Here is a 22,665-nt window from a genome sequence, read left to right as displayed (position 1 = left end):
GGGCTCCCGCGATATTGATGCGCTAGTGATTACGGATGCCCGCTGTCCCAGTACGGCGGGCATCCGAGTCTTTAGTCGAGCGGCAGCGTCACCGTGACGCTGGTACCGTGCCCCGGGCTGGAGCTGATGTCCAGCGTGCCGCCTGCTCCCCGCACGGCCACAGCCATGAGCCGCAGGCCGTAGCCGTGGTGCCGCCCGAAGGAGGCGTGCTCCCTGTCAAAGCCCGCGCCGTCGTCGGCCACTACCAGGCGGATTCCATGGTCCACGGCGGCGAGCTGGACGGTCAGGCGGGAGGCATCGGCGTACTTGTAGGCATTGCTTAGAGCCTCGCGTGCCGACTGGTAGAGGAGGGACGCGCAGTCCGCCGGGATCTCGATGCCCCAGTGCGGAGTATCCCAGTGGACTGCGGTCCCGTGCTGGCGGAGGGGCCCGGTGAGCCGGTCAATGCAACCGGCAAGCCCCAACGTGTGGAAGTCGACCGGATGCTGATCCGTCAGGACACCTCCTACGGCGATGACGTCGCCGTAAAAAGCTGTCTGGTCACTCATAGCTCCTTCTCCCCACAGACTGTTTGATGCTATGGCTCCAGCGTGGACCTGAAACTTCAACGGCCAGCAAGGTTTAACTCAAGATCCCATCAATTCTGGGCGGGTCTTTCCTGTTCCGTAAACTCGATGTCATACCGCCCGGACCCGTTCCCCACCGTCGCTGAACGAAAGGCATCCCATGACGTCCTACCGCCATGACCCGCGGCTCAACCTTCCCGGCACCCCCGTGGAAGTCCGAAAAGCAACATGACCAGCGGCGATCTCCGTCCCGTCTACTTTCTCTCGGACAGTACCGGCATCACTGCGGAAACGCTCGGCAATACACTGCTGACGCAGTTCCCCGTGAACAATTTCGACCGCATAACAATCCCGTTCATCACCAGTGCGGGGCAGGCGCGTTCCGTCGTCGAGACTATCGACGGCTTCGCTGCCAAGGGCCTCCAGCCCATTGTCTTTTCCACGGCCGTCAACAGCGAAATACGGCAGATCCTTGGCACGTGCCAGGGAATCGTCGTGGACCTCATCGGGACCCATATTGGCGTCCTGGAAAAGGGGCTCGGCACGCTGGCCAGCGGGGAACCGGGCAGGGCGCACGGGCTGGGGAACGCTGCCCGTTACCAGTCAAGGATGGCCGCGGTCGAGTACGCCATGGAGCACGACGACGGCCAGAGCCTGCGCGCATTGGAGAAGGCACAGGTCATCCTGGTGGCCCCCTCCCGGTGCGGCAAGACGCCCACCACCATGTACCTGGCACTGCAGCACGGGATCTTCGCCGCCAACTTTCCCTTGGTGGACGAGGACTTTGAACGGGAAGGACTGCCGAGACCGCTCAGGCCTTTTGTTTCGAAGTGTTTCGGCCTGACCACCAATCCGCTGCGGCTCAGCCAGGTCCGCACCGAACGGCGGCGCGGCTCCCCCTATGCTTCCCTGCGGCAATGCGGGTTCGAGCTGCGCAGCGCGGAGCGCTTGTATGAGTCCTACGGGATTCCGTACCTGAACTCGGCCAGCGTGTCCGTTGAGGAAATGGCGGCGACCATCCTCCAGAAAATGAACCTCAAACATTAGGGAAAAGTTTCACAATCCGAGTGTGGCGCACGTCATGTGGCAGGACTTTTAGAGACCTGCCACTGTTGACAGGAACTGTGCGCATCTGCCCGCTTCCGCCATGCGCGGATGCGGGTGCCACGCGCGACCCTCTGCAAAGGAGCAGCAACTATGACAACAGACATCCTGTGGTTCTCCGAACTCGGGCTCAAGGACCTGGACCGGGTGGGCGGGAAAAACGCCTCCCTGGGCGAAATGGTGCAGAACCTGACCTCTGCCGGCGTACAGGTACCGGACGGTTTTGCCACCACCGCTGATGCCTACCGCCGCTTCCTGGCCGACTCAGGCCTGGACCAGAAGATCGCGGACAGGCTGGTAGGCCTGGACACTGACGATGTGACGGCCTTGGCCGCAGCCGGCCAGGAGATCCGGTCCCTGGTGCGCGGGACGCCTTTCCTCCCGGACTTCGAAGAACAGATCCGGAACTCCTACCAGCAGCTGGTCGAGAAGCACGGCGGCTCCGCCGACCTCTCCTGGGCGGTGCGGTCCAGTGCCACCGCTGAAGATCTCCCGGACGCCTCCTTCGCCGGGCAGCAGGAAACCTTCCTGAACGTCCGCGGCATCGAGAACATCCTGCAGGCCATCAAGGACGTCTTCGCCTCCCTGTACAACGACCGGGCCATTGCCTACCGCGTGCACCACAAGTTCGAGCACGCCGACGTGGCACTTTCGGCCGGCATCCAGCGGATGGTGCGCTCAGACGTCGGATCCTCCGGCGTCATGTTCACCATGGACACCGAATCGGGCTTCCAGGACGCCGTTTTTGTCACCTCCTCCTACGGCCTGGGCGAAGCCGTCGTCCAGGGCGCCGTGAACCCGGACGAGTTCTACGTGTACAAGCCCGCCCTGGCAGCGGGCCGCCCCGCAATCCTCAAGCGCGGCCTGGGCGAGAAAGCCCTCCAGATGACGTACACGAACAGCCAGGAAGTCGGCCGCACCATTGACTTCGTCCCGGTTGAGGCTGCGCTGCGGAACCGTTTCAGCCTCACGGACGACGACGTCGAGCAGCTCGCCCGGCACGCCGTCGCCATTGAGAAGCATTACGGCCGGCCCATGGACATTGAGTGGGGCAAGGACGGCATTGACGGCGGCCTGTACATCCTGCAGGCACGCCCGGAGACCGTGCAGTCCCGCCGTGCGCCCGGCAGCCAGACCCGGTTCCGCCTCAACGAGACCGGTCCGGTGCTCGCCGAAGGCCGCGCCATCGGCCAGCGCATCGGCGCCGGCAGCGTCCGCATCCTCACCGCCATCGACCAAATGGCCGCGTTCCAGACGGGTGACGTCCTCGTCGCGGACATGACCGATCCCGACTGGGAACCGATCATGAAGCGTGCCTCCGCCATCGTCACAAACCGCGGCGGACGGACCTGCCACGCGGCCATCATCGCCCGCGAGCTCGGGATCCCCGCGGTTGTGGGAACCGGGCACGCCACCGATGCGCTGGCAGACGGCGTCGAGGTCACCGTGTCCTGTGCCGACGGCGAGACTGGGGTCATCTACCAAGGGCTGCTGGACTTCAGCGTTGAGGAAACGGGAATCACCCAGCTGCCCGAGGCGCCGGTGAAGGTGATGATGAATGTGGGAACGCCGGAGCAGGCGTTTACCTTTGCCCAGCTGCCCAACCACGGCGTGGGCCTTGCCCGCCTCGAATTCATCATCAACCGCCAGATCGGCATCCACCCCAAGGCCTTGTTGAACCTCGAGGACCAGGCGCCGGACGTAGCCGATGTAATCCGGGAACGGATCGCCGCCTATGAAAACCCGCGCGACTACTACATCAAGCGCCTGGCCGAGGGCGTGGCCACCATTGCAGCTGCCTTTGCGCCTGAGCCTGTCATCGTCCGCATGTCCGACTTCAAATCCAACGAGTACGCCAACCTCATCGGCGGGCCCGCCTACGAACCGCATGAAGAAAACCCGATGCTCGGTTTCCGCGGCGCTTCACGCTACCTAGAGCCCTCGTTCCGGGACTGCTTCGACCTCGAGTGCGAGGCCCTGTCCTTCGTCCGCAACGAGATGGGCCTGACCAACGTCAAGCTCATGATCCCCTTCGTGCGGACCTTGGACGAGGCCCGGGGCGTTATCGACCTCCTCGCCGAGAACGGGCTGCGGCGCGGCGAAAATGGCCTTGAGGTCATCATGATGTGCGAACTGCCGTCCAACGCGCTTCTGGCGGACGAGTTCCTGGACTACTTCGACGGTTTCTCCATCGGTTCCAATGACATGACCCAGCTGACCCTGGGGCTTGACCGGGATTCGGCGGTGGTGGCCGAGGGCTTCGATGAGCGCGATCCTGCTGTGAAGAAGCTGTTGGCAATGGCAATCCGGGCCTGCAGGGAGCGCGGCAAGTATGTCGGTATCTGTGGCCAGGGCCCCAGCGACCACCCTGACCTGGCTGAGTGGCTGGTTGACCAGGGCATCGAATCTGTCTCCCTCAACCCGGACACCGTGGTGGACACCTGGATCAGGCTTGCTGAAAGCAGGCAACTGGCCACCCAGGGCTGAGGGACCTTCGGCACTTCCGCTCCTGCCAGGTTGAGTCAAAGCTGTTCGCAGGGCCCGTGCCGCGGGTCCTGCGAACGGCGGCCTTGGAGGGAAGGATGAAACCGATCATCGGAGAAATCGTGATCGCCGCTCCGATCGAGGCGGTCTTCGATTTCGTGGCGGACGAACGCAACGAGCCCCTCTACAACCCAAACATGGTGCAGGTGGAGAAGCTCACGCCCGGGCCCATTGGGCTCCGGACCCGGTACGCCGCCGTCATGAAGGGGCGGCGCCGCACCCGCGTGACCATCGAATGCACGGGGTTCAGCCGTCCCCGTTCGCTGAAGTCGCACAGCCGGACCGCCGGCATGGACATCGCCGGCGAACTGACTTTCGCCCCGCAGGGAAACCAGTGCAGGCTTCGCTGGGTCTGGAGGCTGGAGCCGCACGGTCCGCTGCGGCTCCTGGGGCCCCTGGTCCGGGCCGTCGGCAACCGCCGGGAACAAGCCAACTGGCTGGCGCTGAAGAAATACCTCGAGCTGCGCCAGCCTGCCGGGAAAGCCTAGGATCATGGGCATGACACAGCCGGGACCGAACACCGAGGTCCTCACGGAAGCAGAGTGCTGGGAGTACCTGCGCTCCTCCTACATTGGCAGGCTGGCGGTCATCAACGGGAGCACCCCCGAAATCTTTCCCGTGAACATCGTGACAGCAGAGCGGGCACTCTACTTTCGGACTGCCCCTGGCACCAAGCTGCGCTCCTTGCTCGCAGGGGCCGCTGTGGCGCTGGAGACGGACGGGCTGAACGCATACAGCACCGAGGTGTGGAGCGTGGTAGTCAAGGGCAGTCCCGAGCCCGTGGAAGACGGCGCCTTGCCCCTGGAGCTTGCGGACCCGGACCGTGAACCCTGGGAGCCAGGCCTCAAGGAGCATCTGGTGCGGCTCAACCCGACCGAGGTCACGGGACGCAGGTTCGCTGTCCACACGCGGACGCGGTGGTGGCCGCCGCTGGATTTCTCGGCGGACTGGACGTAGCGGCATCAAATTGTTTGCCGGCATCGGAGCCTTTCCTGCCGGGTGCTGTTAGCGTGAAGGACCGGCCAATGAAGGAGGAGCGATGACTATCAATTCACCCGATTCACTGCCTGAAGACGAACCGCAGGAGGGCGCGGCCGCGGCCCGGGAAAAGGGCGACGGCGGTGTTCCCGGCAGCAGCGATGGCGTGGGGATCGGATCGGACGCCGAGCCCAACACCTTTGAGCCCGAGGAAGACACTGACGCAACGCAGGGGCCGGAAAGCGACTAACGCGTGGCAGGCAGCTCGTTCATTTCCTGCCGTCGCTGACACGCCGTGCGCCGCTTGATTCACGCGGGATGAGCGTGGGCATGGATTTCCGAAGCGGCGGTTCCGTGCCCGGCTCAACAATGAGGTCAATCGCGGTCCTGGCGATTTGGTCCAAGGGAACGTGGACGGACGTCAGGGGCGTCGGGAGCCTTGCGGCCAGGGGAGTGTCGTTGTAGCCCACCAGTGCCAGGTCCGCCCCGATCTTCAGGTCATGCCTGTGGGCGGCGGCCATGACGCCCATGGCAAGGTTGTCGTTTGCCGCGAAAATCGCGGTGGGGCGGGGTTCATGCCCCAGGAGCGCTTCACCCGCGCTGAAGCCGTTTTCGATGCCGTAGCCGCCGGTGATGATCCAGTCCTCGCGGGCCGTCAGGTGCGCTTCGGCCAGGGCCTTGCGGGCTCCGGCCAGGCGGGCGATTCCCGATGAAGTGAACGACGGTCCGGTGACCACCGCAATGTCGCTGTGTCCAAGGTCGATGAGGTGCCTGACCGCGAGGTAGCCTCCCACCTCGTCATCCCCGAGGGCGGAGGGGCTGACGCCGTCCGTCCGGAGCACCAGGGCGTGCGCTACCTTCCGCTCCCGCAGGCGGCGCGGAAGTTCGTCGTCGAGCCGTGCCGTGGCCAGGATCAGGCCGTCCACATTCCGGTCCAGAAGTGTTTCGGCCGCGCGGCGTTCGTCGTTGGGGTCGTCGCCGCTGGTGGCCACCATCGCGAAATAACCGCGGGACGACGCCGCCCGTTCGATTTCCTCAAACATGAGCGCCATGACGGTGTCGCTCAGGCGGGGGACGAGTACGCCGAGGGTCCTGGTTTCGCCGCGGCGGAGGCCGGACGCAAAGGAGTTCCGGCGGTACCCGAGCTCTTCCGCCACTTTCCTCACATGCGCCGCTGCGGCGGAGCGGGAAGCCGTACGTTCGTCCAGGGCGCGGCTGGCGGTGGAAATACTGACGCCGCTGGCTGCAGCGACGTCCCTGAGCGTGACGATCGTGCTGGATGCCACGGGCTCCATGGCGGTCCTCCTCTTCTACGGCAAGCGTGTAAAGACACTCTATTCCCCCTTTCTGCAAACGTTCTCTTGACAGCGCCCTGCGATGCGGGTCACAATGAAAACGTTCCCGCAAACGTTTTCAGATCAAGAAAACTGAAACCCCGGCGGGACTGCCGACCATCAAAGAAGACAGAGGTAGTGAAATGACCATCGATCTCCGCGGGCTGGTCCCCGCTCCCGTCACCCCCTTCAACCGCGACGGCAGCGTCGACGTCGACGCCATCCACCGGCTGGGCGGCTGGCTGGCTAGCGTCGAGGGCGTCAAGGGCCTGGTGGTCCTGGGCCACGCCGGTGAAGGCACCTTCCTGACCCAGGATGAGCAGGCCCTGGTGATCCGCGAATTCAAGAACGCGGTCAATGGCGAGATTCCTATCATCGCGGGCATCACCGGCGAGGGAAACACTGTTGCTGCCCTGGAGGCAAAGCGGGCCGTCGAGGCCGGCGCGTCCGCGGGCCTCGTTTACCCCTCGCACGGCTGGCTCCGGTTCGGCTACCAGAAGGGTGCGCCGCAGACCCGTTACAAGGAAATCTACGAGACCTCCGGCCTGCCGCTGATCCTCTTCCAGTACCCGGATGCCACCAAGGCCACCTACGACCTTGAAACCCAGCTGGAGATCGCCGGCCAGGAAGGTGTGTTCGCCACCAAGAACGGCGTCCGCAACATGAAACGCTGGGACACGGAAATCCCCGTGCTCCGCGCAACCTACCCGGACCTGCAGATCCTCACCTGCCATGACGAGTACCTGCTGCACACCATGTTTGACGTGGACGGCGCCCTGGTGGGTTACGGCGGACTCGCACCCGAACCGCTGGTGGAGCTCATCGCGGCCGGCAAGGCCAAGGACTACCAGGCGGCCCGTGCCATCCACGACCGCCTGCTGCCCGTCACCAAGAACGTGTACCACCGCGGTTCGCATATGGAAGGCACGGTGGCGCTCAAGGAGGGCCTCGTTGCCCGCGGAATCCTGGAGCACGCGACGGTCCGGCCTCCGCTGCTTCCGCTTGCTGAGGGCGCCGGCGACGAAATCGCCCTGGCCCTGAAGTCCGCAAACCTCGGCAGCGTCACGGCCACTGTCTGATCCATTTTCCTGGATCCCTTCGGGTGGCGGGCCATGGCCCGCCACCCGGTCCCCACTTTTTTACTCTCCACCCGGTCAATGACGACCCACAGCATTGCAGCTGTAGAAGGAGGACTCGCAGATGCGCGAGCAGAATAGGACCATCACCCATCCCGGACAGATGGAACAGCAGATGGCCACCCCGCACGTAAACCCCGCGCCCGCAGGAACGGGAAAGCGCCGTACCTTCCTTGGCTACCTCGCCCTGATGGGCCCGGCCTTTGTGGTGGGCGCCTGGCAGTTCGGCCCCGGTAACCTCACCACCGCCGTCCAGGCCGGCAGCCGTTTCGACTACAGCCTTGTCTGGGTCATCGCAGTCTCCACCATTCTCATGATCTTCTTTACGGACATGAGCGTCCGGCTGGGAATCGTTACGCCGACGTCGCTGATCACTTCCATCAAGGACCACCTTGGCAAGCCGGTGGGCGTCCTCGCGGGCTTTGGTGTCTTTGGCATCACCCTCATGTTTTCCGTAGGAAACGCAGTAGGGTCAGGACTGGGCCTGTCGATGGTCTTCGGCGGTTCTCCGGTGATCTGGACGGTCGTCTGCACGGCTGCCGTCGCGTTCGTCCTCGCTTTCCGCAATGTGTACGGCATCATCGAAAAGGCACTCCTGGTGATTGTTGCCCTGATGGCCGTCGCCTTCGTGGCGAGCGCCGTCGTCGCGCAGCCGGACTGGTACCGCTCCCTCGAAGGGATGGTGCCCACGCTGCCCGTAGGCAGTGAAATCCTGGTAGTTGCCCTGGTGGGAACCAACTTCTCCATCAATGCCGCGTTCTACACCTCGTACGGCATCAAAGAACACCGGCGCACCCGCGCCGACTACCGGGACATCACCCTTGCGGATACCATTCCCGGCATCGTCGCCCCGGGCATCATGACCGCCCTGGTCATCCTGGTGGCAGCCGCCGTCCTGGGCAAGACCGGCGGGGAAGCAGGCTCCATCACCGCCCTCGCCTCCATCTTTGAGCCGCTCGCAGGCCCTGTCGGCTCCATGCTCTTCGCCCTGGGTCTATCCGGCGCCGCTTTCTCCTCCATGATCGCCAACGCCACTGCAGGCGGCACCATGCTCTCCGACGCCATGGGCAGGGGAGCCCACGCAGGATCACCTGCCGCGCGCATCGTCACCGGCATGATCCTCGCCTTTGGGCTGATCATTACACTCTCGTTCCAGTCCTCCCCGGTGGGGCTCATCGTCATCGCCCAGTCCTTGACCGTTCTGATTGCGCCCCTGCTGGGGGTCCTGCTGTTCATCATGAGCAACAAGGCCGCCGTTATGGGGGAACTCCGCAACCGCTGGTGGCAGAACGTTTTCGGCGCCATCGGCCTGATCACCATCATCGCGTCCTCCATCCGGCTCATCACACTTCTTCTGGGTTCGTAGGACTTCCGCACAGAACGCAGTGAGTGAGTGCCCCGGTCGACATTCGGCCGGGGCACTCACGGGTTGTGAAGGTTCGATCAAGATTCGCGGTGAGCGAGACTCGCGCGGGGGCTCCGACCGCGCAGTCGAACCATTTAGTCATGGCGGCTCCGACGCATCTCCTAGCTGACCGTGCCGGGTTCGCGTGGCGCCCCGTTCTCCCTCGCCTTCGACAGCGTGAAAATCCCGTAGCGCATCGCACCGGTGCGGTACGCCAGGATCAGGCGGGGCAAGCCCAGAAACGAGCTGCGGTTGCGTGCGCGGAGGGCGAGGCGGCGGGTCTCGCGATCTACGAGCAAGGCCTTCACAAGTCGTAGGGTGCAGATCGTCCAGGTGCGCGCCACGCGGCGGCTGGCATCCTCATAGCCAGTGATCGCAAAGCCCGCCGCCGTTGCCATCGCCTCATACTCCTCGCGCGTACCCATTGAAGGCAGGCGCCCTTCGCGGCAGATCGGCTCAAGCAGGTGGCGAACCTTCCAGCCGCAGGCATCAGTCTCGGCGAGCCAAGCGCAGATGACGAAGCGGCTGCCGGGCGCCAGCACGCGGTGCGCCTCCGCGAAGAACCGGGCCTTATCGACCATGTGCTCGCTCGATTCGATCGCCCAGGCGGCATCGGCGGAGGCATCGGCCATCCCGTTGACGAGCCAGTCGCGGACTTGGATGTCCACAGCCGGTACGGGATGCGCATCGGCATAGCGGGCCTGTTCAGTTGACAGCGTGAAGCCGGTAACGCGGACCCCGCGTGTCACCGCAAACTGCCGTGCGGTGGAGCCATAGCCGCAGCCAATGTCGACGCACGCCTCGCCGGGCATGAGGCCCAGCCGATCGCCGACGGTGCCGACCAGCGCCTCGACGGCCTCGGCAGGCGTCTCCCGGCCAGTCACCCATAGCCCGTGATGGACGTGATCGCCCCACACCCGGCGGTAAATGGGATCGAGCTCGTCGTAGTGGTCCGCGACCGCCGCGGCGCTCTGGGAAATATCGGGGACGATCACGCCATCACATTACAGCGGGTCAGTTGTGCCCGAGCGGCCGTGTGCCAGGCCTGTGGGGAAGCCGACCAGTATCGGTTCGGGTGTGGTGCAGCAGCCGCCGGTCTCCTCGGCTGCGGCCGCCGCTGGTCCGGCCTGCGCGGGGACGTCACAGCTGGTGCCGGCGTCGGTGGAGCAGACGCCGGTTTCCGGGAGTTCGAGCTGGACGGTGTCGGCGGCCTCCTGGTCGCCGGCAAGCGCGGCGACGACGGAGCGGACCTGTTCGTAGCCCGTGGCGAGGAGGAAGGTGGGTGCCCGGCCGTAGGACTTCATGCCGACGATGTAGAAGTCTTTGTCCGGGTGGGCCAGGAGCTTCGCGCCGTGGGGCGGGACTGTGCCGCAGGAGTGGAACTCGGGGTCGATAAGTGGACCGAGCCCGACGGGCGCTTCGACGGCGGGGTCCAGGTCGAGGCGCAGTTCGCGCAGGATGTCCAGGTCAGGGCGGAAACCGGTGCAGGGCACAACGACGTCGGCATCGAGGGTGCGGCCGTCGACGGACTCGACCAACACGTGCGAGTCGAGATTCTTCAGTGAGCTGATGCCGAAGCTGGTGTGGAGTTCGATTTTTCCTGCCTCCACGAGGCGTCGGACGCGGGCTCCGAGCTGGCCCCGTGCCGGCAGGCCGTCTGCGTCGCCGCCGCCGTAGGCCTTGTCCGCCGAAGCGCCGCGAACGGCCCAGAGGATCCGGGTATCCGGCTCTTCCCTGGCCAGGTCAGCGAGGCTGATGAGGGTGTTGGCGGCTGAGTGGCCATCACCGACGACGAGGACGCGGCGGCAGGCGAACGAAGCGCGGTCCCGGCCGGTGACGTCCGGCAGCGGCGCGGAGATCCGGTCCGCTGCCGTGTCTTCACCGACGGCGGGAAGGCCTGAGGTGCCCAGCGGGTTGCGGCGGGACCATGTGCCGGATGCATCGATGACGCCGGACACGGTGTGGTCGCGGGTCTCGCCGCTGCTGTGTTCGACGCGGACGGTGAAGGGCGTTGTGTCCCGGTTTCGGCTGTGGGTTTTGTCCAGCCCCTGCCGGGTGACGGCGATGACTCGCGCGCCGGTTTGCAGCCGTGAGGCGATCTGCGGCAGTGCGGCCAGGGGTGCGAGGTAGTTGTCGACGAGTTCGCCGCCGTAGGGGAGTGCGGTGGGGCGGGGTGCTTCCCATCCTGCCGATGCGAGCAGGCGGAGGGCGGCGGCGTCGAGGTTGAACCGCCAGGGTGAGAACAGCCGGATGTGGCGCCACTGCTCGATGGCAGCGCCCGCCGTCGTTCCTGCTTCGAAGACCAGCGGTTCCAGTCCGCGCTCAAGCAGGTGGGCGGCGGCGGCCAGCCCGACGGGTCCTGCGCCGATCACGGCAACCGGCAGCTTCGTCGTCGAATCCATGTGTCCTCTTTTGTTCTCAGTGGCCTCCCCAACTAGGTAGCGCTAAGTGTCGTTCTGACGGCCCATAACGACACTTAGCGCTACCTAGTTGGGATGGATGGGGTTTGGGGTGGGGGCGGCGGTGGGCGGGGTGTGTCAGGCGTGGGTTGGTTCTTCGACGAGGGCGGTGGCGATGCTGTCTGCGTCTTCGAGTGCTGCGAGGTAGCGTTCGGCGTCGAGGGCTGCGGCGCAGCCGGTGCCGGCGGCTGTGATGGCCTGGCGGTAGCGGTGGTCCACGGCGTCGCCGCAGGCGAAGACGCCGGTGAGGTTGGTGACGGTGGTGGGGGCGTCGACCTTGATGTACCCCTCCTCGTCCAGGTCCACCTGTCCGGCCACCAGTTCGGTGCGGGGGACGTGGCCGATGGCGACGAAGATTCCGGTGGCGGCTTGGTGGCGGGTTTCGCCGGTGCGGGTGTCCGTCAGGGTGACGCCGGTGACCTTGGTAGCGCCGTGGATGGCGGTGACGGCGGAGTTCCAGGCGAAGCTGATCTTGGGGTTGTCCTTGGCCCGCTGTGCCATGATGCGGGAGGCGCGCAGTTCGTCTTTGCGGACGACGACGGTGACGGACTTGCCGAAACGGGTCAGGAACATGGCCTCTTCCATGGCCGAGTCGCCGCCGCCCACCACAATGATGTCCTGGTCGCGGAAGAAGAACCCGTCGCAGGTGGCGCACCAGGACACGCCGTGGCCGCTGAGCTTCTTCTCTTCGGGCAGGCCGAGTTCCTTGTAGGCGGAGCCGGTGGCGAGGATGACGGCGGGCGCCTCATGCATGTCGCCGCCGCCGGTGACCACGCGCTTGAGATGGCCCGTCAGCGTAACCTCCGTGACGTCGTCGAACACCACCCGGGCGCCGAACTTTTCCGCCTGTTCCTGCAGCCCGTCCATGAGTTCCGGGCCCTGGATGCCGCCGGGGAAGCCGGGGAAGTTTTCGACCTCGGTGGTGTTCATCAGGGCACCTCCCGCGGTGACCGAGCCGGCGAGGACCAGGGGCTTGAGCCCGGCGCGGGCGGCGTAGATCGCGGCGGTGTAGCCGGCGGGGCCGGAACCGACGATGATCAGCTGTTCAGCCTTGGCGGCTGCCGGGGTTTCGTTGGTGCTGCTCACGGGTGTCTCTCCTGGTGTCCGGGACGGGCTATTTGGCGGCCGGGATGAGGGATTCGATCAGGCCCTCGATGCGGGTTTTGATCTGGTCGCGGATGGGGCGGACGGATTCGACGCCCTTGCCGGCGGGGTCCTCGAGGACCCAGTCCTCGTAACGCTTGCCGGGGAAGTAGGGGCATTCGTCGCCGCAGCCCATGGTGATGACGACGTCGGATTCCTTTACGGCCTCCGTGGTGAGGACCTTGGGGACCTCGGCGGACATATCGATGCCCACCTCAGCCATGGCCTCCACGGCGGACGGGTTGATTTTGTCTGCGGGCTGGGATCCGGCGGAGCGGACCTCGATGGCGCCCTTGGAAAGGCTGGTGAGGAAGGCTGCGGCCATCTGGGAGCGGCCGGCGTTGTGGACGCAGACGAACAGGACGGACGGCTTCTTGGCGGTTTCGGTGCTCACTGGTGTTCTCCTGGAATCAGTTGGGTGTTTCGGTCTGGTTGAAGTCGTCACGCCCTACGTCTCGAACATATTGATGCTGATCGATGTATGGAGTATCCGACGATTGATTGATGGTTGTCAATGTTTAATGTGGCGCGGTCTTGGAATGGGCCGTGTCAGGCGGCATAAAGCCGGGGAGCGAGGCCGTGGATGCGGTGCGAAATGTCATTGAAGGCAACCTCAAAGGCTTCCGGGGTGTTGAGTCGGAGCGGATCCGGGACGGACCAGTGGATCCCGCCGAGGTTGGCGAGTTCCTCGTGGGCGTTGTCGCAGACGGTGATCACGAAATCGCCGCCGGAGATCCCTTCCAGTTTCCGCGGCGGAACCTCGGGCAGCTCCACCCCATGGCGGCGGGCGACATCAATAGCGCCCTGGGCGATGCGGTCCGCCGGATGCGTCCCGGCCGAGGTGGGCGGGATATCACTGACCTGGCGCCAGAGGGCGGCGGCCATCTGGGAGCGGGCGCTGTTCCGCGTGCAGACAAACAGGAGCCGAGTGGCGTCATGTTCGACGCCGGGCGCGAGGCCTTCCAGCGCCCCTGCGGTGAGGCGGATATAGCTGCGACGTTTGTCCGCTTCGGAGCGGTGCCGGGTTACCAGGCCGGCGCTTTCCAGGGCCCGCACGTGGTGCGACAGCAGGTTGGATGGCATGCCCAGTTCAACCTGGAGTTCCGTGGGGGAGAAGTCGCCGAGGGTCAGCAGGTCGACGATGCGCAGCCGCGCAGGGTCGGCCAGGGCTGCGTGCTTGGCTACGCGCGCCTGGAAAGCGGACGCTGGGTCAGTTCTCATTGAGTCAACTTTGACTGAGTAACTTTCTTGAGTCAAGCTTGGTGACATGACTACGAACCAGCCGCCGTTGTGGCGTCGCGCCGTCGCCGAATTCCTTGGCACCAGCCTGCTCGTGATGATCGTCGTGGGCTCGGGCATCATGGCGCAGCAGCTCTCGCCCAACGACGTTGGCCTGCAGCTGCTGCAGAACAGCACCGCCACTGTTCTTGGCCTGACCGTCCTGATCCTCGTGTTCGGGCCTGTCAGCGGGGCGCATTTCAATCCCGTAGTCTCGCTCGTTGACTGGATTCTGGGGCGGCGCAGCGGCGCCGGACTGACCCTGCCCGACGTCGGCGTCTACGTGGCCTCCCAGGCGATCGGTGCGATCGGTGGCAGTACCGTGGCGAACGCCATGTTTGAGGTGGGCACCTCCATCTCGGGCAAGGACCGCGCCTCGGGCGGCCACCTGCTCGGCGAAGTGGTCGCAACGGCGGGCCTGATCCTGCTCATTTTCGCCCTTGCGGCTACAAAGCGGGGCGTCCTTGCCGCGCCGGCGGTGGGCGCCTACATCGGGGCCGCGTACTGGTTCACGTCATCGACGTCGTTCGCGAATCCCGCTGTCACGGTTGGCCGTATCTTCAGCGACACGTTCGCCGGCATCGCACCGGCCTCCGTGCCCGCGTTTGTCATCGCCCAGGTCGTCGGCGCTGGAGTGGGCCTGGGGCTCCTGCTCGTCCTCTTCCCCTCCGCGGCCAGCGCCGCCGATGACGTCGTACTTCCGCACGAGGCCAAAGTCAGCTCCTAGGCGGCTTCCCGGCCCAACAAAGGGCGCCACTATATTGATGCATGTCAATTTTGGCGCATAATAGGTAGGTGAATGTGCTGCCCGTCCTTCAGCCGGCCACTGATGAAGCCTGCTGCCCGCCTGCAGGAGGCTCCACGCTGGGCGCCAAGGAAGCGAAGCAGCAGGCGCTGGTCTTCAAGGCCCTGTCTGATCCAAACCGTCTCCGGCTGCTCTCCATCATCAAGGCCTCACCCTCCGGATCGACCTGCGTGTGTGACCTGACGGAGCCTCTGGACCTTGGCCAGCCCACGGTGTCCCACCACCTGAAAGTGCTGGTCGAAGCCGGGCTGCTGCACCGCGAAAAGCGCGGCACTTGGGCCTACTTCTCCCTAGCCCCCGGCGCCCTGGACGACGCCGCCAACATCCTGGCAAACCTGTAGCCTCAGCCCTGACCGTCCTTGCCGTCCTTCCGCCGGACCATCTCGTTGATCCACGCGGGCGCGAACGGTGAGGTGCAGCCGGGGGAGGTGGGGTAGTCCTTGAGCACCTGCAGGCGCTCGCCGGTCTCCAGTGCCCGGGCCCTGTGCCCGGGGTGCTCAATTCCGATCTGGGCCAGGCATGTGTTCATGGCCCACTGCAGCCGGTCCGGGGCGTCCTTCATTTCCGCTTCGATGACGTCCAGCAGTCCTGCAAGGTCGAGGCCCCGGGGTACCTTCACCACGCGCTCGCTCGTCAAGGCCCAGCCGGCACTTGCCACCACCGGGTCCGGATCTTCCAGCCAGGCCACGCGCAGCTGTTCGGCGTGCGGATTCTTCTTCACCACGTAGTTCACCAGCCAGTCCTGCACCTTTGGTGCGCTGGCCTCCCGCAGCATCGCGTCCAGCTCGTCCCGCGCGAACGCCTTGGGCCGGCAGACCAGGAGGGCCAGCAGCCTGCCTGCGGTGTCGCCGGTGTCCCAGAGCTCATGGGCAACTTCCTGCTGGGTTTTCAGCCGCTTGGCGATGGCACGCAATTTGCCGAGGTTCACGCCGTGGTCATCGCCGTGCCTCTCGTTCACTTCGCGTGCCCTTGGATCCTCAAGCTCCGCCAGCTCGGCCATCAGCTCAGCCACACCCGCCCCGGTCGACGTTGCCTCAGCCACCGCAGCCTCCTGTCCCTCGCGTGCGAAATCCAGCCTAACCGTTTTGTTATGAGGGAAACGGTTTGGCTCCAATCGGTTGACTAAAAGGTCCTGCGCTGCGGTACGGCGGCACAATGGGAGGACCCCAAAACGCTTCCAAGGAGGCAGAGATGCGGCGGTCAGCGTGGCCCGGCGCGGTATCACCCGCAGTACTTCTTTCACTCTCCCTGCTCACCGCCTGCGGCGGGCCGGCCGGACCGCCGCAGGGGACGTCGTCGGCCGCCTCCGCCACCGCAAGCGCCACGCCAACGTCCACGGAAATGACGACGGCGGCAGCCTCGGCGAGTGCGTCCGCCAGCCCCTCCGCTACCCCGCCGCCGTCGGCTTCCTGGACCACGTACACCACTGCGGCCGGCGACCTGGCCTTCGACCTGCCCTCCACATGGCACATCAAGGATCCGGCGGGGGAACTGGCCGAGGGTGGCGGGGCATTCGCTGAGGTGACAAGCGAGGACGGCCGGCTGCTGGCGACGCTGCGCACCAACATGGCCACCGGCTCCACGTGCACCGAAAAGTACCCCTACTCGGTCCTGGAATCGCAGGAGATGCCGCAGCTGGGGCAGTACGGCACCGTTCCGCGGTATACCTTCGAAACCCGCGGCAACGACACCGCTGCAGGCCCGCCGGATACCCCGGCAGCGGCCTACGGCATCACGTCCGCACCGCACCCCGAAGGTGATTCAGCCTGCTACATGTTCCACTTCTTCACCTGGCCGCCCAATGCCGCCACGTTCGGGGCGTTCTACAATCCGGAGCTCAACCGGACGCCCGGCGACGCGTCGCTGCCGTACCTGGAGAAGGCGAAGCTGTACGCGGGGACCCAGGAGTACCGGGACATCAAGCGGATGATCACGTCGCTGCGGCCGGCGGGGTAGGCAGGGTCGGTGGGTACTGCGATTATCGGCCTTCTTGGTGCTCTGCTCGGCGCCATTCTGACATACGCCTTCAACCGGAAGAACGCTTTCGAGACGCGCATCCATCAGGCCCGAATTGATGCCTACAAGACTTTCGCGGAAGCCGTAATGGAGTACCGACGGGCTGTAATGGATGAGTGGTTTGAGGGCCACGGCGTGGACGCGAGGACTGAGGATGACGATGTTCATCGCGCCCGCGGCGCGGCTTGGTCGGCTTACTACGGCGTGCGCCTTCTGACCAGCAACGAGAACATTGCCAATCTCGCCCAGCAGTCGCTGACGGATATCACCGCCCTGAAGAAGCTGGGGAGCCGCAAGGATCTGAATGAGCAGGGAGAGCGCTGCCGTACGAAGGTGGAAGAGTTTGTTGAAGCGGCGCGGGAGGACGTTCAGTCCCGGGGCAGCTGGCGGCAATTCCTCTGAACCCGGGTTTGCTCGACTCTTGAGTGCTTGCTACGGCCCTTGAGCCTGCGTTGTCCTCATCGCAGCTGAGGAGGACCCGCTGGATTCCAGGTTCCCGGGCTCGCGGCAGGGCGTCGGCCAGCGCCCTTGCTGCATGGCCGCGGCGCCGCGCGGAGGGCCTGACGCTGTAGCCAATGTGCCCGCCCTCGTTGAAGAGGAAGTCGTTCAGCTCGTGCCTGATGGCCAGTGAGCCAGGGAACGTGGTCGTTCTCAACGATCCCACAAGGTCGTATTCGAAAGGGCAGGCAGGACGCCGGGCATGCACCAGTGGGCCCAGCGCCCACCCCGCCAGTCCATTTCAGCTCACCTGAAGATGCCTGTCCCCGGGGAGAGCCGGTTCAGGGCCAGGGCGCCGACGAGGAGCCCGAAGTCCCGCAACGCCACATCGTAAAAGCCGCCGAGGACCAGGAGGTTGACGATGATGCCGAGAAGCCAGGCGGCCACGAGCAGTGAACCGAACCGGGGCCGCACAGCCACGGCAATGCCGGCGATCACCTCGATGACGCCCACCATATACATGATGGTCTGGGCGGGCAGGGGGACGATGGACGTGGCCACGGGGGCGAGGTAGATCGTCCAGTCGACCAGCAGGTTGGTGAACTTGTCCAGCCCAAAAACGATAGGTGCAACCGTGAAGACGGTGCGGAGCAACAGGAAGGCCTGGTGTTCCGAATGGCGGCCTTGGGCCTGCGCCGGCGTGTGGGCTGCTCTTGTTGTCATGATGGTCTCCTTCTAAAAGTAGGTATCTTGATTTTAGAAAGTGCCGTAGATTTAAACAAGGGGAATCTTTTTAGAAAGAGGTGCGGGCATGACCAGGCTTTCGTGGGCACGCAGAGTGGTGGCGCTGTCCTCCCTCGGGGACGAAAAGCGGCGGCAGTTGTACGAGCTGGTGCTCGCTGCTCCTGCGGCGATGAGCCGGGACGAGGCTGCTGAAGCCGCGGATCTTCCCCGAAGTACCGTGTCATTCCACCTGGACAGGCTCGTGGCCGACGGGCTGCTTGCCGTGGAGTTCCACAAGCCGGCGGGAAAGTCCGGTCCGGGGTCCGGGCGCCCCTCGAAGGTGTACCGGGCCGCTGCCCGCGAAGTGGGCGTTTCGGTGCCGGACAGGAACTACGACCTCGCCGGAGAGCTGATGGCAGCCGCTATCGACGAGGCTGCGGCAAGCAACCAGCCGGTGCGGGACGTTCTCCTTGCCACCGCCTATGCCAGGGGGAAGGCGCTGGCCGCGGACAGCCAGGGCCTGGAGGACTTCCTCGTCGCTTTCGGCTACCGTCCCAATCCCGACGGCAGCGGCGGGTTCACGCTGCCCAACTGCCCCTTCCACCGCCTCTCGGAGGGGCACCCAAGTGTCGTCTGTGCCATGAACGGGGCCTTCCTCAGCGGCGCGGCCGCCGGCAGCGGGGAGCCGGAACAACGGGTGGCGGCCAACAACAGCCCAGGGCAGTGCTGCGCCAGGATCACTCCATGAGGAGCCTGGAGAACGTTCGACGGCGGGAGGCCGGTCCGTGCCGCAGGCGTTCCTTGGGTGCCGCCGGGGTGCAACGGCAGCAGCCGCTCTAAGGACAGAGCCGGTCGAGGGTCTCCTGCAGGGCGGACACCATCTGGTCATCCCAGAGGTTCAACTTGTCGTCAGTTTTGGGATCTTCGAGGGCAGTGGGCATCGGCGGCGGGACCAGGGTCATGGTGGCCTGGTACTTGCCGTCGGTGCTGGCAACGGAGGCCGTGCGGTAGGTCCAGTACCCGCCCGTTCCGCCGAACCGGTGGGTGCCGTCGCAGTCCTGGCTCCACCTCCGCAGCCCCAGGCCGTACAGCGGGATGGCCTCGGCGCGGGTCATCTCCTGCACGGATTCCTTGGCCAGGAGCTCTCCGCGGAACAGGGCGCCGTAGAAGTCATTGATATCGGACATCGTGGATATGGCTCCGGAGGCAGGTGAGCCCAGTGCTCCGGGCGCTTCCGTCACGTCCAGGCGTTCGCCGCGGTAGGTGATGTAGCCGCGGATCACGTCGGGGCCGGCCGCGGCCGCCGGGTCAAGGGTGGTCCGCTCCAGTTTCAGCCGGTCAATGACGTCCTGGCGCAGCACCTCCGCGAACGGCCGCCCCCGCAGCTTCTCCACGAGCTGCCCAAGCGCCAGGTAGTTTGAGTTGGAATAGCGGAAAAAGCCTACGTCCCGGGCGTCCCACGGCAGCTGCCCTGTCAGCTCAAGTCCCCGCTGGGGACTGATGTCCTCCTCGATAACCCGCCGGACGTCGTCGGCCGTTCTCTCGGTGACCTCTTCAAAGGAGCGCATGCCCGAGGTGTGGCCCAGCAGTTGGCGGACAGTGATGGGGCCAGGCGGTTTCAGGACCGTGGTGAAGCTGTCCAGTATTCCGTTGACGGGATCGTCCAGGCCGATCAGGCCGTCTTCCACCAGCTTCATGACGGAGACGGCGGTCATGGACTTGGTGATACTTGCGACGAAAACCTGGTCCGCCGGCGTCGCGGCCACTTTGGACTCCAGGTTCCGGACACCGTAGGCACGGGACCAAGTCCCTCCCGGCCAGCGGACTTCCGCCACCACGGCCACGGAGCCCTGGTCCGCAAAGGCGCGCATGGTGTTGTCAATGGACCTGGTGGGCGGGGGAGCGGTGCCAAAGGAGGCAGGGGCGGGATCCGGTTCTGAGTAGGTGCATGCCGCAAGCGTGAGCACCACGGCGGACAGTGCACCGAGAAACGACCTCGAGGACGCTCGCATGACGCCGCCTGGTGAGATGCCAAAGGTGGAGAGACGGACCGCAACCGCGCCGCCCCCGGTCAAGGGCTCCCCGGCGCAGAAGTCCCAGCGCTTTAAGTCTAGGTACCGTGCCCCGCGCGGTCGAGGCCGAGGGTGGGGACTTTAGGTCGACGGGTCAGCGCTGTCGAGCGCTTCCGCGGACTATCAGCTCGCACGGGAAAATAACCTGGCGAGTTGGCTGGCCGGGGGTGATGATCCGTTCCACCAGCATTCGGGCTCCTATGCGGGCCATTTCACGGCTTGGCTGGCGGACGGTGGTGAGGCTGAAGGAATCCCAGGCTGCCATGTCCACGTCGTCGTATCCGATGACCCAGCAGCTTTCCGGCGTAATCTGCTGGGCGTGGAGGGCGTCCAGGGCACCGAAAGCCATGAGGTCGTTGGCGCAGAATACGGCCTGTGGACGGTCTGACCGTGAGAGCAGCCTGTTCATGATTTGCGCCGCGATGTCGTGGGAAAACTGCCCGTTGAAGCGGAGGTGTTCGGGCACCGGGTGTCCCTGGTCAGCCATCCTGCTCAGGAAGCCCCGGCCGCGGTCACGGGTGGTGCTTGCGTCCTCGGGGCCGCTGATGAAGGCCACGCGCGTTTTGTCGTGGGTCAGAAGATAGTCGGCGACTGCTGCGCCGCCGTCGGCATTGCTGCTCGTGACCTGGTCGCAGTCAAGCCCTTCCACCACCCGGTTGATCAGGACGATGGGGCTGTTTTTTTCAATGGCTGCCTGCAGTTCGATGGAGTCTTCAGTGGCGGTTGTGAAGATGACGCCGTCCACAGCATGTTCCCTGATGGCCTTCAGTGCATCCTGGTGGCTGCCGCCGCCGGCGTTCCAGATGACCACCCTGAAACCGGAAGTATCGAGCTCGCGGGTGAGTTCGTCGAGAGCCTCCGAGTAGAAGGGGTTGTTCAGGTCTGCAACAACGACACCGATCGCATTGGTGCGCCTGGTTTTCATGGCCTGGGCCCCGGCATGGGGAACGTAGCCCAGGGTTTCCATGGCTGCCTGCACCCGGGCTTTGGTCGCAGCCGACAGCTTCGGGGACGAGGACATGACCCGGGATACGGTCGCCTGCGAGACCCCGGCCAGTTCTGCGACGTCGCGGCTCGTCACCATCGGCTGCGTCCCCTTTCCTTCTTGGCGGCCCTTGTGCGGGTACCAGTGTTGTGCCGGCTTTCAGACTAGCCAATCACGGCTGCCGCCACCCTCCGGCATCCGGCTCTATGCCGTCTGCCGGAGGGTGCCGGCGGAACCGGTTGGGCTAGCGGGTTGTTGTGGGATCGTGCTCTGCGCTGAGCCCCTTCCGGAGCCGCACCTGGGGCGCGGTTTCAGGTGACCAGAGGGCGCCAACGATAGTGATGATCGACGTGACCACCATGTAGAGGGCGACCAGCCAGTAGCGGTCGAACTCGGGGCCGATGAGTGCCGTGGCAATCAGGGGAGCGAACCCTCCGGCGAAGACGGCAGCCACCTGCGGGCCGACTGATGCACCGGAGTAGCGGAGCTTGGGTTCGAAGAGCTCGGTGAAGTAGGCCGGTTCCACGGAGTAGCAGAGGTCGCGTCCCACGTTGCAGGTCAGGATCAGGACGAGCAGGACCATGAAGAAGTCACCGGTCTGGACTGCCCAGAAGAAGGGGAATGCCATCACGAGCATCGTTGCGGCGCCGGCGATGACCGTGTAGCGGCGGCCCCAGCGGTCTGACACCCAGCCCCAGAACGGGATGGAAAAGACGCCCAGGCCGGCCATGATCATGGTTGCCAGCAGGATGGTGTTCTTTTCCAGCAGTACAGCAGGACCGTAGGCGAGCAGGAAGGTGGTGTAGATGTAGTAGTTCGCGTTTTCGGCAAATCGCATCATGATGACCTTGAGGATGGTCACGGGCCGGGTCTTGATGACCTTGACCACCGGCATCTTCTCGATTTCACCCTTGCGCTTGATTTCCTCGAAGGCGGGGGATTCGTCCACCTTGCTGCGGATGTAGAAGGAAAGCACCACCAACAGGATTGATACGAGGAACGGGATGCGCCATCCCCAGGACGCAAAGGCCTCCGGTGAGATCAGGTAGCCCATCACGTAGAAGGCTCCGTTGGCCAGCAGGGTCCCTGCCGGCACGCCGATCTGCGGCCAGGAGCCAAAGAAGCCTCGACGCTTCGCCGGGGCGAACTCGGTGGCCATGAGCGCCGCTCCGCCCCATTCGCCTCCGACGCCGATGCCTTGGACAATGCGCAGCAGCACCAGAAGGATCGGTGCCGCGATGCCGATGGTGGCGAAGTTGGGCAGGCAGCCGATGAGGAAGGTGCCGCCGCCCATGAGGCCAAGCGTCATCATGAGCATCTTTTTCCGGCCCAGGCGGTCGCCGTAGTGGGCGAAGACGAAGCCGCCGATGGGGCGGGCTGCGAAGCCGATGGCGTAGGTGCTGAAGGAGAGCAGGATGCCCACAAAGGGGCTCGCGTTCGGGAAGAACTGGCTGTTCAGGATGATGGCAGCCGCGACGCCGTAAACGTAAAAGTCGTACCACTCGATACAACTGCCGAGGACTGATGAAACCAGTGCCTTGCGGCGCATCTTCGGATCAATGGCGGGTGGCGCTGCGGTTGTCGTGGGGGTGCTCACTATGAGACTCCTTTGTCTTCGACCGGACAGTGACGGCAGCCACATCAGCTACCTCGTGACAAGGAGTGTATACGTAAACATT

At 65.1% G+C, this 22,665-nt stretch carries 24 protein-coding genes and 1 pseudogene; 12 read left to right on the top strand and 13 right to left on the bottom strand.

The window, feature by feature from the left end:
- Nucleotides 1-71: 71 nt before the first annotated feature.
- The gene (locus tag C3B78_RS17610; RefSeq protein ID WP_104999213.1) at nt 72-548 is read right to left on the bottom strand and encodes a sensor histidine kinase; all 477 of its coding nucleotides are present in this window, start codon (nt 546-548) and stop codon (nt 72-74) included.
- Nucleotides 549-794: 246 nt separating this feature from the next.
- Between C3B78_RS17610 and C3B78_RS17605 the strand changes: the two genes are divergently transcribed.
- The 5 genes from C3B78_RS17605 to C3B78_RS17585 all read left to right on the top strand — a co-directional run bounded on the left by C3B78_RS17605 (nt 795) and on the right by C3B78_RS17585 (nt 5,442).
- Nucleotides 795-1,613 carry a pyruvate, water dikinase regulatory protein gene (locus C3B78_RS17605; RefSeq protein ID WP_104999212.1) on the top strand — a complete coding sequence of 273 codons (819 nt, stop codon included), beginning with the start codon at nt 795-797 and terminating at the stop codon, nt 1,611-1,613.
- 150 nt (nt 1,614-1,763) lie between these two features.
- Nucleotides 1,764-4,157 (top strand): phosphoenolpyruvate synthase, encoded by a 2,394-nt coding sequence (gene ppsA / locus C3B78_RS17600; protein WP_104999211.1) that lies wholly within the window; start codon nt 1,764-1,766, stop codon nt 4,155-4,157.
- A gap of 95 nt (nt 4,158-4,252) precedes the next feature.
- Nucleotides 4,253-4,702, top strand: a complete 450-nt coding sequence (locus C3B78_RS17595) for an SRPBCC family protein (protein ID WP_104999210.1) — start codon at nt 4,253-4,255, stop codon at nt 4,700-4,702.
- 10 nt (nt 4,703-4,712) lie between these two features.
- A complete protein-coding gene (locus C3B78_RS17590; RefSeq protein ID WP_396136686.1) occupies nt 4,713-5,171 on the top strand; it encodes a pyridoxamine 5'-phosphate oxidase family protein in 459 nt (152 codons plus the stop codon).
- Nucleotides 5,172-5,253: 82 nt separating this feature from the next.
- The gene (locus C3B78_RS17585) at nt 5,254-5,442 is read left to right on the top strand and encodes a hypothetical protein (RefSeq protein ID WP_104999208.1); all 189 of its coding nucleotides are present in this window, start codon (nt 5,254-5,256) and stop codon (nt 5,440-5,442) included.
- 19 nt (nt 5,443-5,461) lie between these two features.
- Here the strand turns inward: C3B78_RS17585 and C3B78_RS17580 are convergent, their stop codons facing one another.
- A complete protein-coding gene (locus C3B78_RS17580) occupies nt 5,462-6,487 on the bottom strand; it encodes a LacI family DNA-binding transcriptional regulator (RefSeq protein WP_104999207.1) in 1,026 nt (341 codons plus the stop codon).
- Between the two features lie 182 nt (nt 6,488-6,669).
- Here C3B78_RS17580 and C3B78_RS17575 point away from each other — a divergent pair, with 182 nt between their 5' ends.
- On the top strand, nt 6,670-7,605 hold the full coding sequence (locus C3B78_RS17575) for a dihydrodipicolinate synthase family protein (protein ID WP_104999206.1): 936 nt from the start codon (nt 6,670-6,672) through the stop codon (nt 7,603-7,605).
- A gap of 121 nt (nt 7,606-7,726) precedes the next feature.
- Nucleotides 7,727-9,028: an Nramp family divalent metal transporter gene (locus C3B78_RS17570; RefSeq protein WP_104999205.1), complete on the top strand. Its 1,302-nt coding sequence runs from the start codon at nt 7,727-7,729 to the stop codon at nt 9,026-9,028.
- 161 nt (nt 9,029-9,189) lie between these two features.
- On the opposite strand, the gene C3B78_RS17565 is transcribed toward C3B78_RS17570, so the two are convergent.
- From C3B78_RS17565 to C3B78_RS17545, 5 genes are all read right to left on the bottom strand, one after another.
- Entirely contained in the window at nt 9,190-10,062 is an 873-nt protein-coding gene (locus C3B78_RS17565; protein ID WP_104999204.1) for a class I SAM-dependent methyltransferase, read from the bottom strand.
- Between the two features lie 9 nt (nt 10,063-10,071).
- Entirely contained in the window at nt 10,072-11,469 is a 1,398-nt protein-coding gene (locus tag C3B78_RS17560) for an FAD-dependent oxidoreductase (RefSeq protein ID WP_104999203.1), read from the bottom strand.
- 135 nt (nt 11,470-11,604) lie between these two features.
- Complete coding sequence (gene trxB / locus C3B78_RS17555; RefSeq protein ID WP_104999202.1) at nt 11,605-12,612, bottom strand: thioredoxin-disulfide reductase; 1,008 nt, start codon at nt 12,610-12,612, stop codon at nt 11,605-11,607.
- A gap of 28 nt (nt 12,613-12,640) precedes the next feature.
- Nucleotides 12,641-13,063, bottom strand: a complete 423-nt coding sequence (locus C3B78_RS17550; RefSeq protein ID WP_104999201.1) for an arsenate reductase ArsC — start codon at nt 13,061-13,063, stop codon at nt 12,641-12,643.
- A gap of 155 nt (nt 13,064-13,218) precedes the next feature.
- Entirely contained in the window at nt 13,219-13,890 is a 672-nt protein-coding gene (locus C3B78_RS17545) for an arsenate reductase/protein-tyrosine-phosphatase family protein (RefSeq protein WP_104999200.1), read from the bottom strand.
- Between the two features lie 46 nt (nt 13,891-13,936).
- Between C3B78_RS17545 and C3B78_RS17540 the strand changes: the two genes are divergently transcribed.
- Both C3B78_RS17540 and C3B78_RS17535 read left to right on the top strand, forming a co-directional pair.
- A complete protein-coding gene (locus C3B78_RS17540) occupies nt 13,937-14,674 on the top strand; it encodes an aquaporin (RefSeq protein WP_104999199.1) in 738 nt (245 codons plus the stop codon).
- 68 nt (nt 14,675-14,742) lie between these two features.
- Nucleotides 14,743-15,093, top strand: coding sequence for an ArsR/SmtB family transcription factor (locus tag C3B78_RS17535; RefSeq protein ID WP_104999198.1), 351 nt, complete (start codon nt 14,743-14,745; stop codon nt 15,091-15,093).
- A 2-nt stretch (nt 15,094-15,095) separates the two neighbouring features.
- On the opposite strand, the gene C3B78_RS17530 is transcribed toward C3B78_RS17535, so the two are convergent.
- The gene (locus tag C3B78_RS17530; protein WP_104999869.1) at nt 15,096-15,752 is read right to left on the bottom strand and encodes a DNA alkylation repair protein; all 657 of its coding nucleotides are present in this window, start codon (nt 15,750-15,752) and stop codon (nt 15,096-15,098) included.
- Nucleotides 15,753-15,943: 191 nt separating this feature from the next.
- Between C3B78_RS17530 and C3B78_RS17525 the strand changes: the two genes are divergently transcribed.
- Nucleotides 15,944-16,708: a hypothetical protein gene (locus tag C3B78_RS17525; RefSeq protein ID WP_104999197.1), complete on the top strand. Its 765-nt coding sequence runs from the start codon at nt 15,944-15,946 to the stop codon at nt 16,706-16,708.
- Nucleotides 16,709-16,717: 9 nt separating this feature from the next.
- Nucleotides 16,718-17,170: a hypothetical protein gene (locus C3B78_RS20175; protein ID WP_234005639.1), complete on the top strand. Its 453-nt coding sequence runs from the start codon at nt 16,718-16,720 to the stop codon at nt 17,168-17,170.
- A gap of 37 nt (nt 17,171-17,207) precedes the next feature.
- Here C3B78_RS20175 and C3B78_RS20170 read toward each other — a convergent pair.
- Nucleotides 17,208-17,432 (bottom strand): annotated as a pseudogene (locus C3B78_RS20170) (GNAT family N-acetyltransferase); the annotation flags it as partial.
- A gap of 80 nt (nt 17,433-17,512) precedes the next feature.
- Entirely contained in the window at nt 17,513-17,929 is a 417-nt protein-coding gene (locus tag C3B78_RS17515) for a hypothetical protein (protein ID WP_104999196.1), read from the bottom strand.
- Nucleotides 17,930-18,017: 88 nt separating this feature from the next.
- On the opposite strand from C3B78_RS17515, the gene C3B78_RS17510 reads away from it, so the two are divergent.
- Nucleotides 18,018-18,677 (top strand): helix-turn-helix transcriptional regulator, encoded by a 660-nt coding sequence (locus C3B78_RS17510; protein WP_104999195.1) that lies wholly within the window; start codon nt 18,018-18,020, stop codon nt 18,675-18,677.
- An 88-nt stretch (nt 18,678-18,765) separates the two neighbouring features.
- Here C3B78_RS17510 and C3B78_RS17505 read toward each other — a convergent pair whose 3' ends face one another.
- From C3B78_RS17505 to C3B78_RS17495, 3 genes are all read right to left on the bottom strand, one after another.
- Nucleotides 18,766-19,941 (bottom strand): serine hydrolase domain-containing protein, encoded by a 1,176-nt coding sequence (locus C3B78_RS17505; RefSeq protein ID WP_104999194.1) that lies wholly within the window; start codon nt 19,939-19,941, stop codon nt 18,766-18,768.
- 154 nt (nt 19,942-20,095) lie between these two features.
- On the bottom strand, nt 20,096-21,085 hold the full coding sequence (locus tag C3B78_RS17500; protein WP_104999193.1) for a LacI family DNA-binding transcriptional regulator: 990 nt from the start codon (nt 21,083-21,085) through the stop codon (nt 20,096-20,098).
- 145 nt (nt 21,086-21,230) lie between these two features.
- Complete coding sequence (locus tag C3B78_RS17495) at nt 21,231-22,583, bottom strand: MFS transporter (protein ID WP_199775280.1); 1,353 nt, start codon at nt 22,581-22,583, stop codon at nt 21,231-21,233.
- Nucleotides 22,584-22,665: the final 82 nt, after the last annotated feature.

It is taken from the genome of Arthrobacter sp. PGP41 (assembly GCF_002953935.1).
Taxonomy (GTDB): Bacteria; Actinomycetota; Actinomycetes; order Actinomycetales; family Micrococcaceae; genus Arthrobacter.
The sequence above is the reverse complement of the archived record's forward strand: the minus strand, read 5'-3'. Positions and strand labels throughout refer to the sequence as shown.

Coding starts and splice junctions, on each gene's coding strand:
- C3B78_RS17545 (WP_104999200.1), bottom strand. CDS start 13,890: ATGAGAACTGACCCAGCGTCCGCTTTCCAGGCGCGCGTAGCCAAGCAC.
- C3B78_RS17595 (WP_104999210.1), top strand. CDS start 4,253: ATGAAACCGATCATCGGAGAAATCGTGATCGCCGCTCCGATCGAGGCG.
- C3B78_RS17500 (WP_104999193.1), bottom strand. CDS start 21,085: ATGGTGACGAGCCGCGACGTCGCAGAACTGGCCGGGGTCTCGCAGGCG.
- C3B78_RS17585 (WP_104999208.1), top strand. CDS start 5,254: ATGACTATCAATTCACCCGATTCACTGCCTGAAGACGAACCGCAGGAG.
- C3B78_RS17515 (WP_104999196.1), bottom strand. CDS start 17,929: ATGACAACAAGAGCAGCCCACACGCCGGCGCAGGCCCAAGGCCGCCAT.
- C3B78_RS17610 (WP_104999213.1), bottom strand. CDS start 548: ATGAGTGACCAGACAGCTTTTTACGGCGACGTCATCGCCGTAGGAGGT.
- C3B78_RS17510 (WP_104999195.1), top strand. CDS start 18,018: ATGACCAGGCTTTCGTGGGCACGCAGAGTGGTGGCGCTGTCCTCCCTC.
- C3B78_RS17530 (WP_104999869.1), bottom strand. CDS start 15,752: ATGGCCGAGCTGGCGGAGCTTGAGGATCCAAGGGCACGCGAAGTGAAC.
- C3B78_RS17560 (WP_104999203.1), bottom strand. CDS start 11,469: ATGGATTCGACGACGAAGCTGCCGGTTGCCGTGATCGGCGCAGGACCC.
- C3B78_RS17570 (WP_104999205.1), top strand. CDS start 7,727: ATGCGCGAGCAGAATAGGACCATCACCCATCCCGGACAGATGGAACAG.
- ppsA (WP_104999211.1), top strand. CDS start 1,764: ATGACAACAGACATCCTGTGGTTCTCCGAACTCGGGCTCAAGGACCTG.
- C3B78_RS17525 (WP_104999197.1), top strand. CDS start 15,944: ATGCGGCGGTCAGCGTGGCCCGGCGCGGTATCACCCGCAGTACTTCTT.
- C3B78_RS17605 (WP_104999212.1), top strand. CDS start 795: ATGACCAGCGGCGATCTCCGTCCCGTCTACTTTCTCTCGGACAGTACC.
- C3B78_RS17575 (WP_104999206.1), top strand. CDS start 6,670: ATGACCATCGATCTCCGCGGGCTGGTCCCCGCTCCCGTCACCCCCTTC.
- C3B78_RS17505 (WP_104999194.1), bottom strand. CDS start 19,941: ATGCGAGCGTCCTCGAGGTCGTTTCTCGGTGCACTGTCCGCCGTGGTG.
- C3B78_RS17540 (WP_104999199.1), top strand. CDS start 13,937: ATGACTACGAACCAGCCGCCGTTGTGGCGTCGCGCCGTCGCCGAATTC.
- C3B78_RS17590 (WP_396136686.1), top strand. CDS start 4,713: ATGACACAGCCGGGACCGAACACCGAGGTCCTCACGGAAGCAGAGTGC.
- C3B78_RS17580 (WP_104999207.1), bottom strand. CDS start 6,487: ATGGAGCCCGTGGCATCCAGCACGATCGTCACGCTCAGGGACGTCGCT.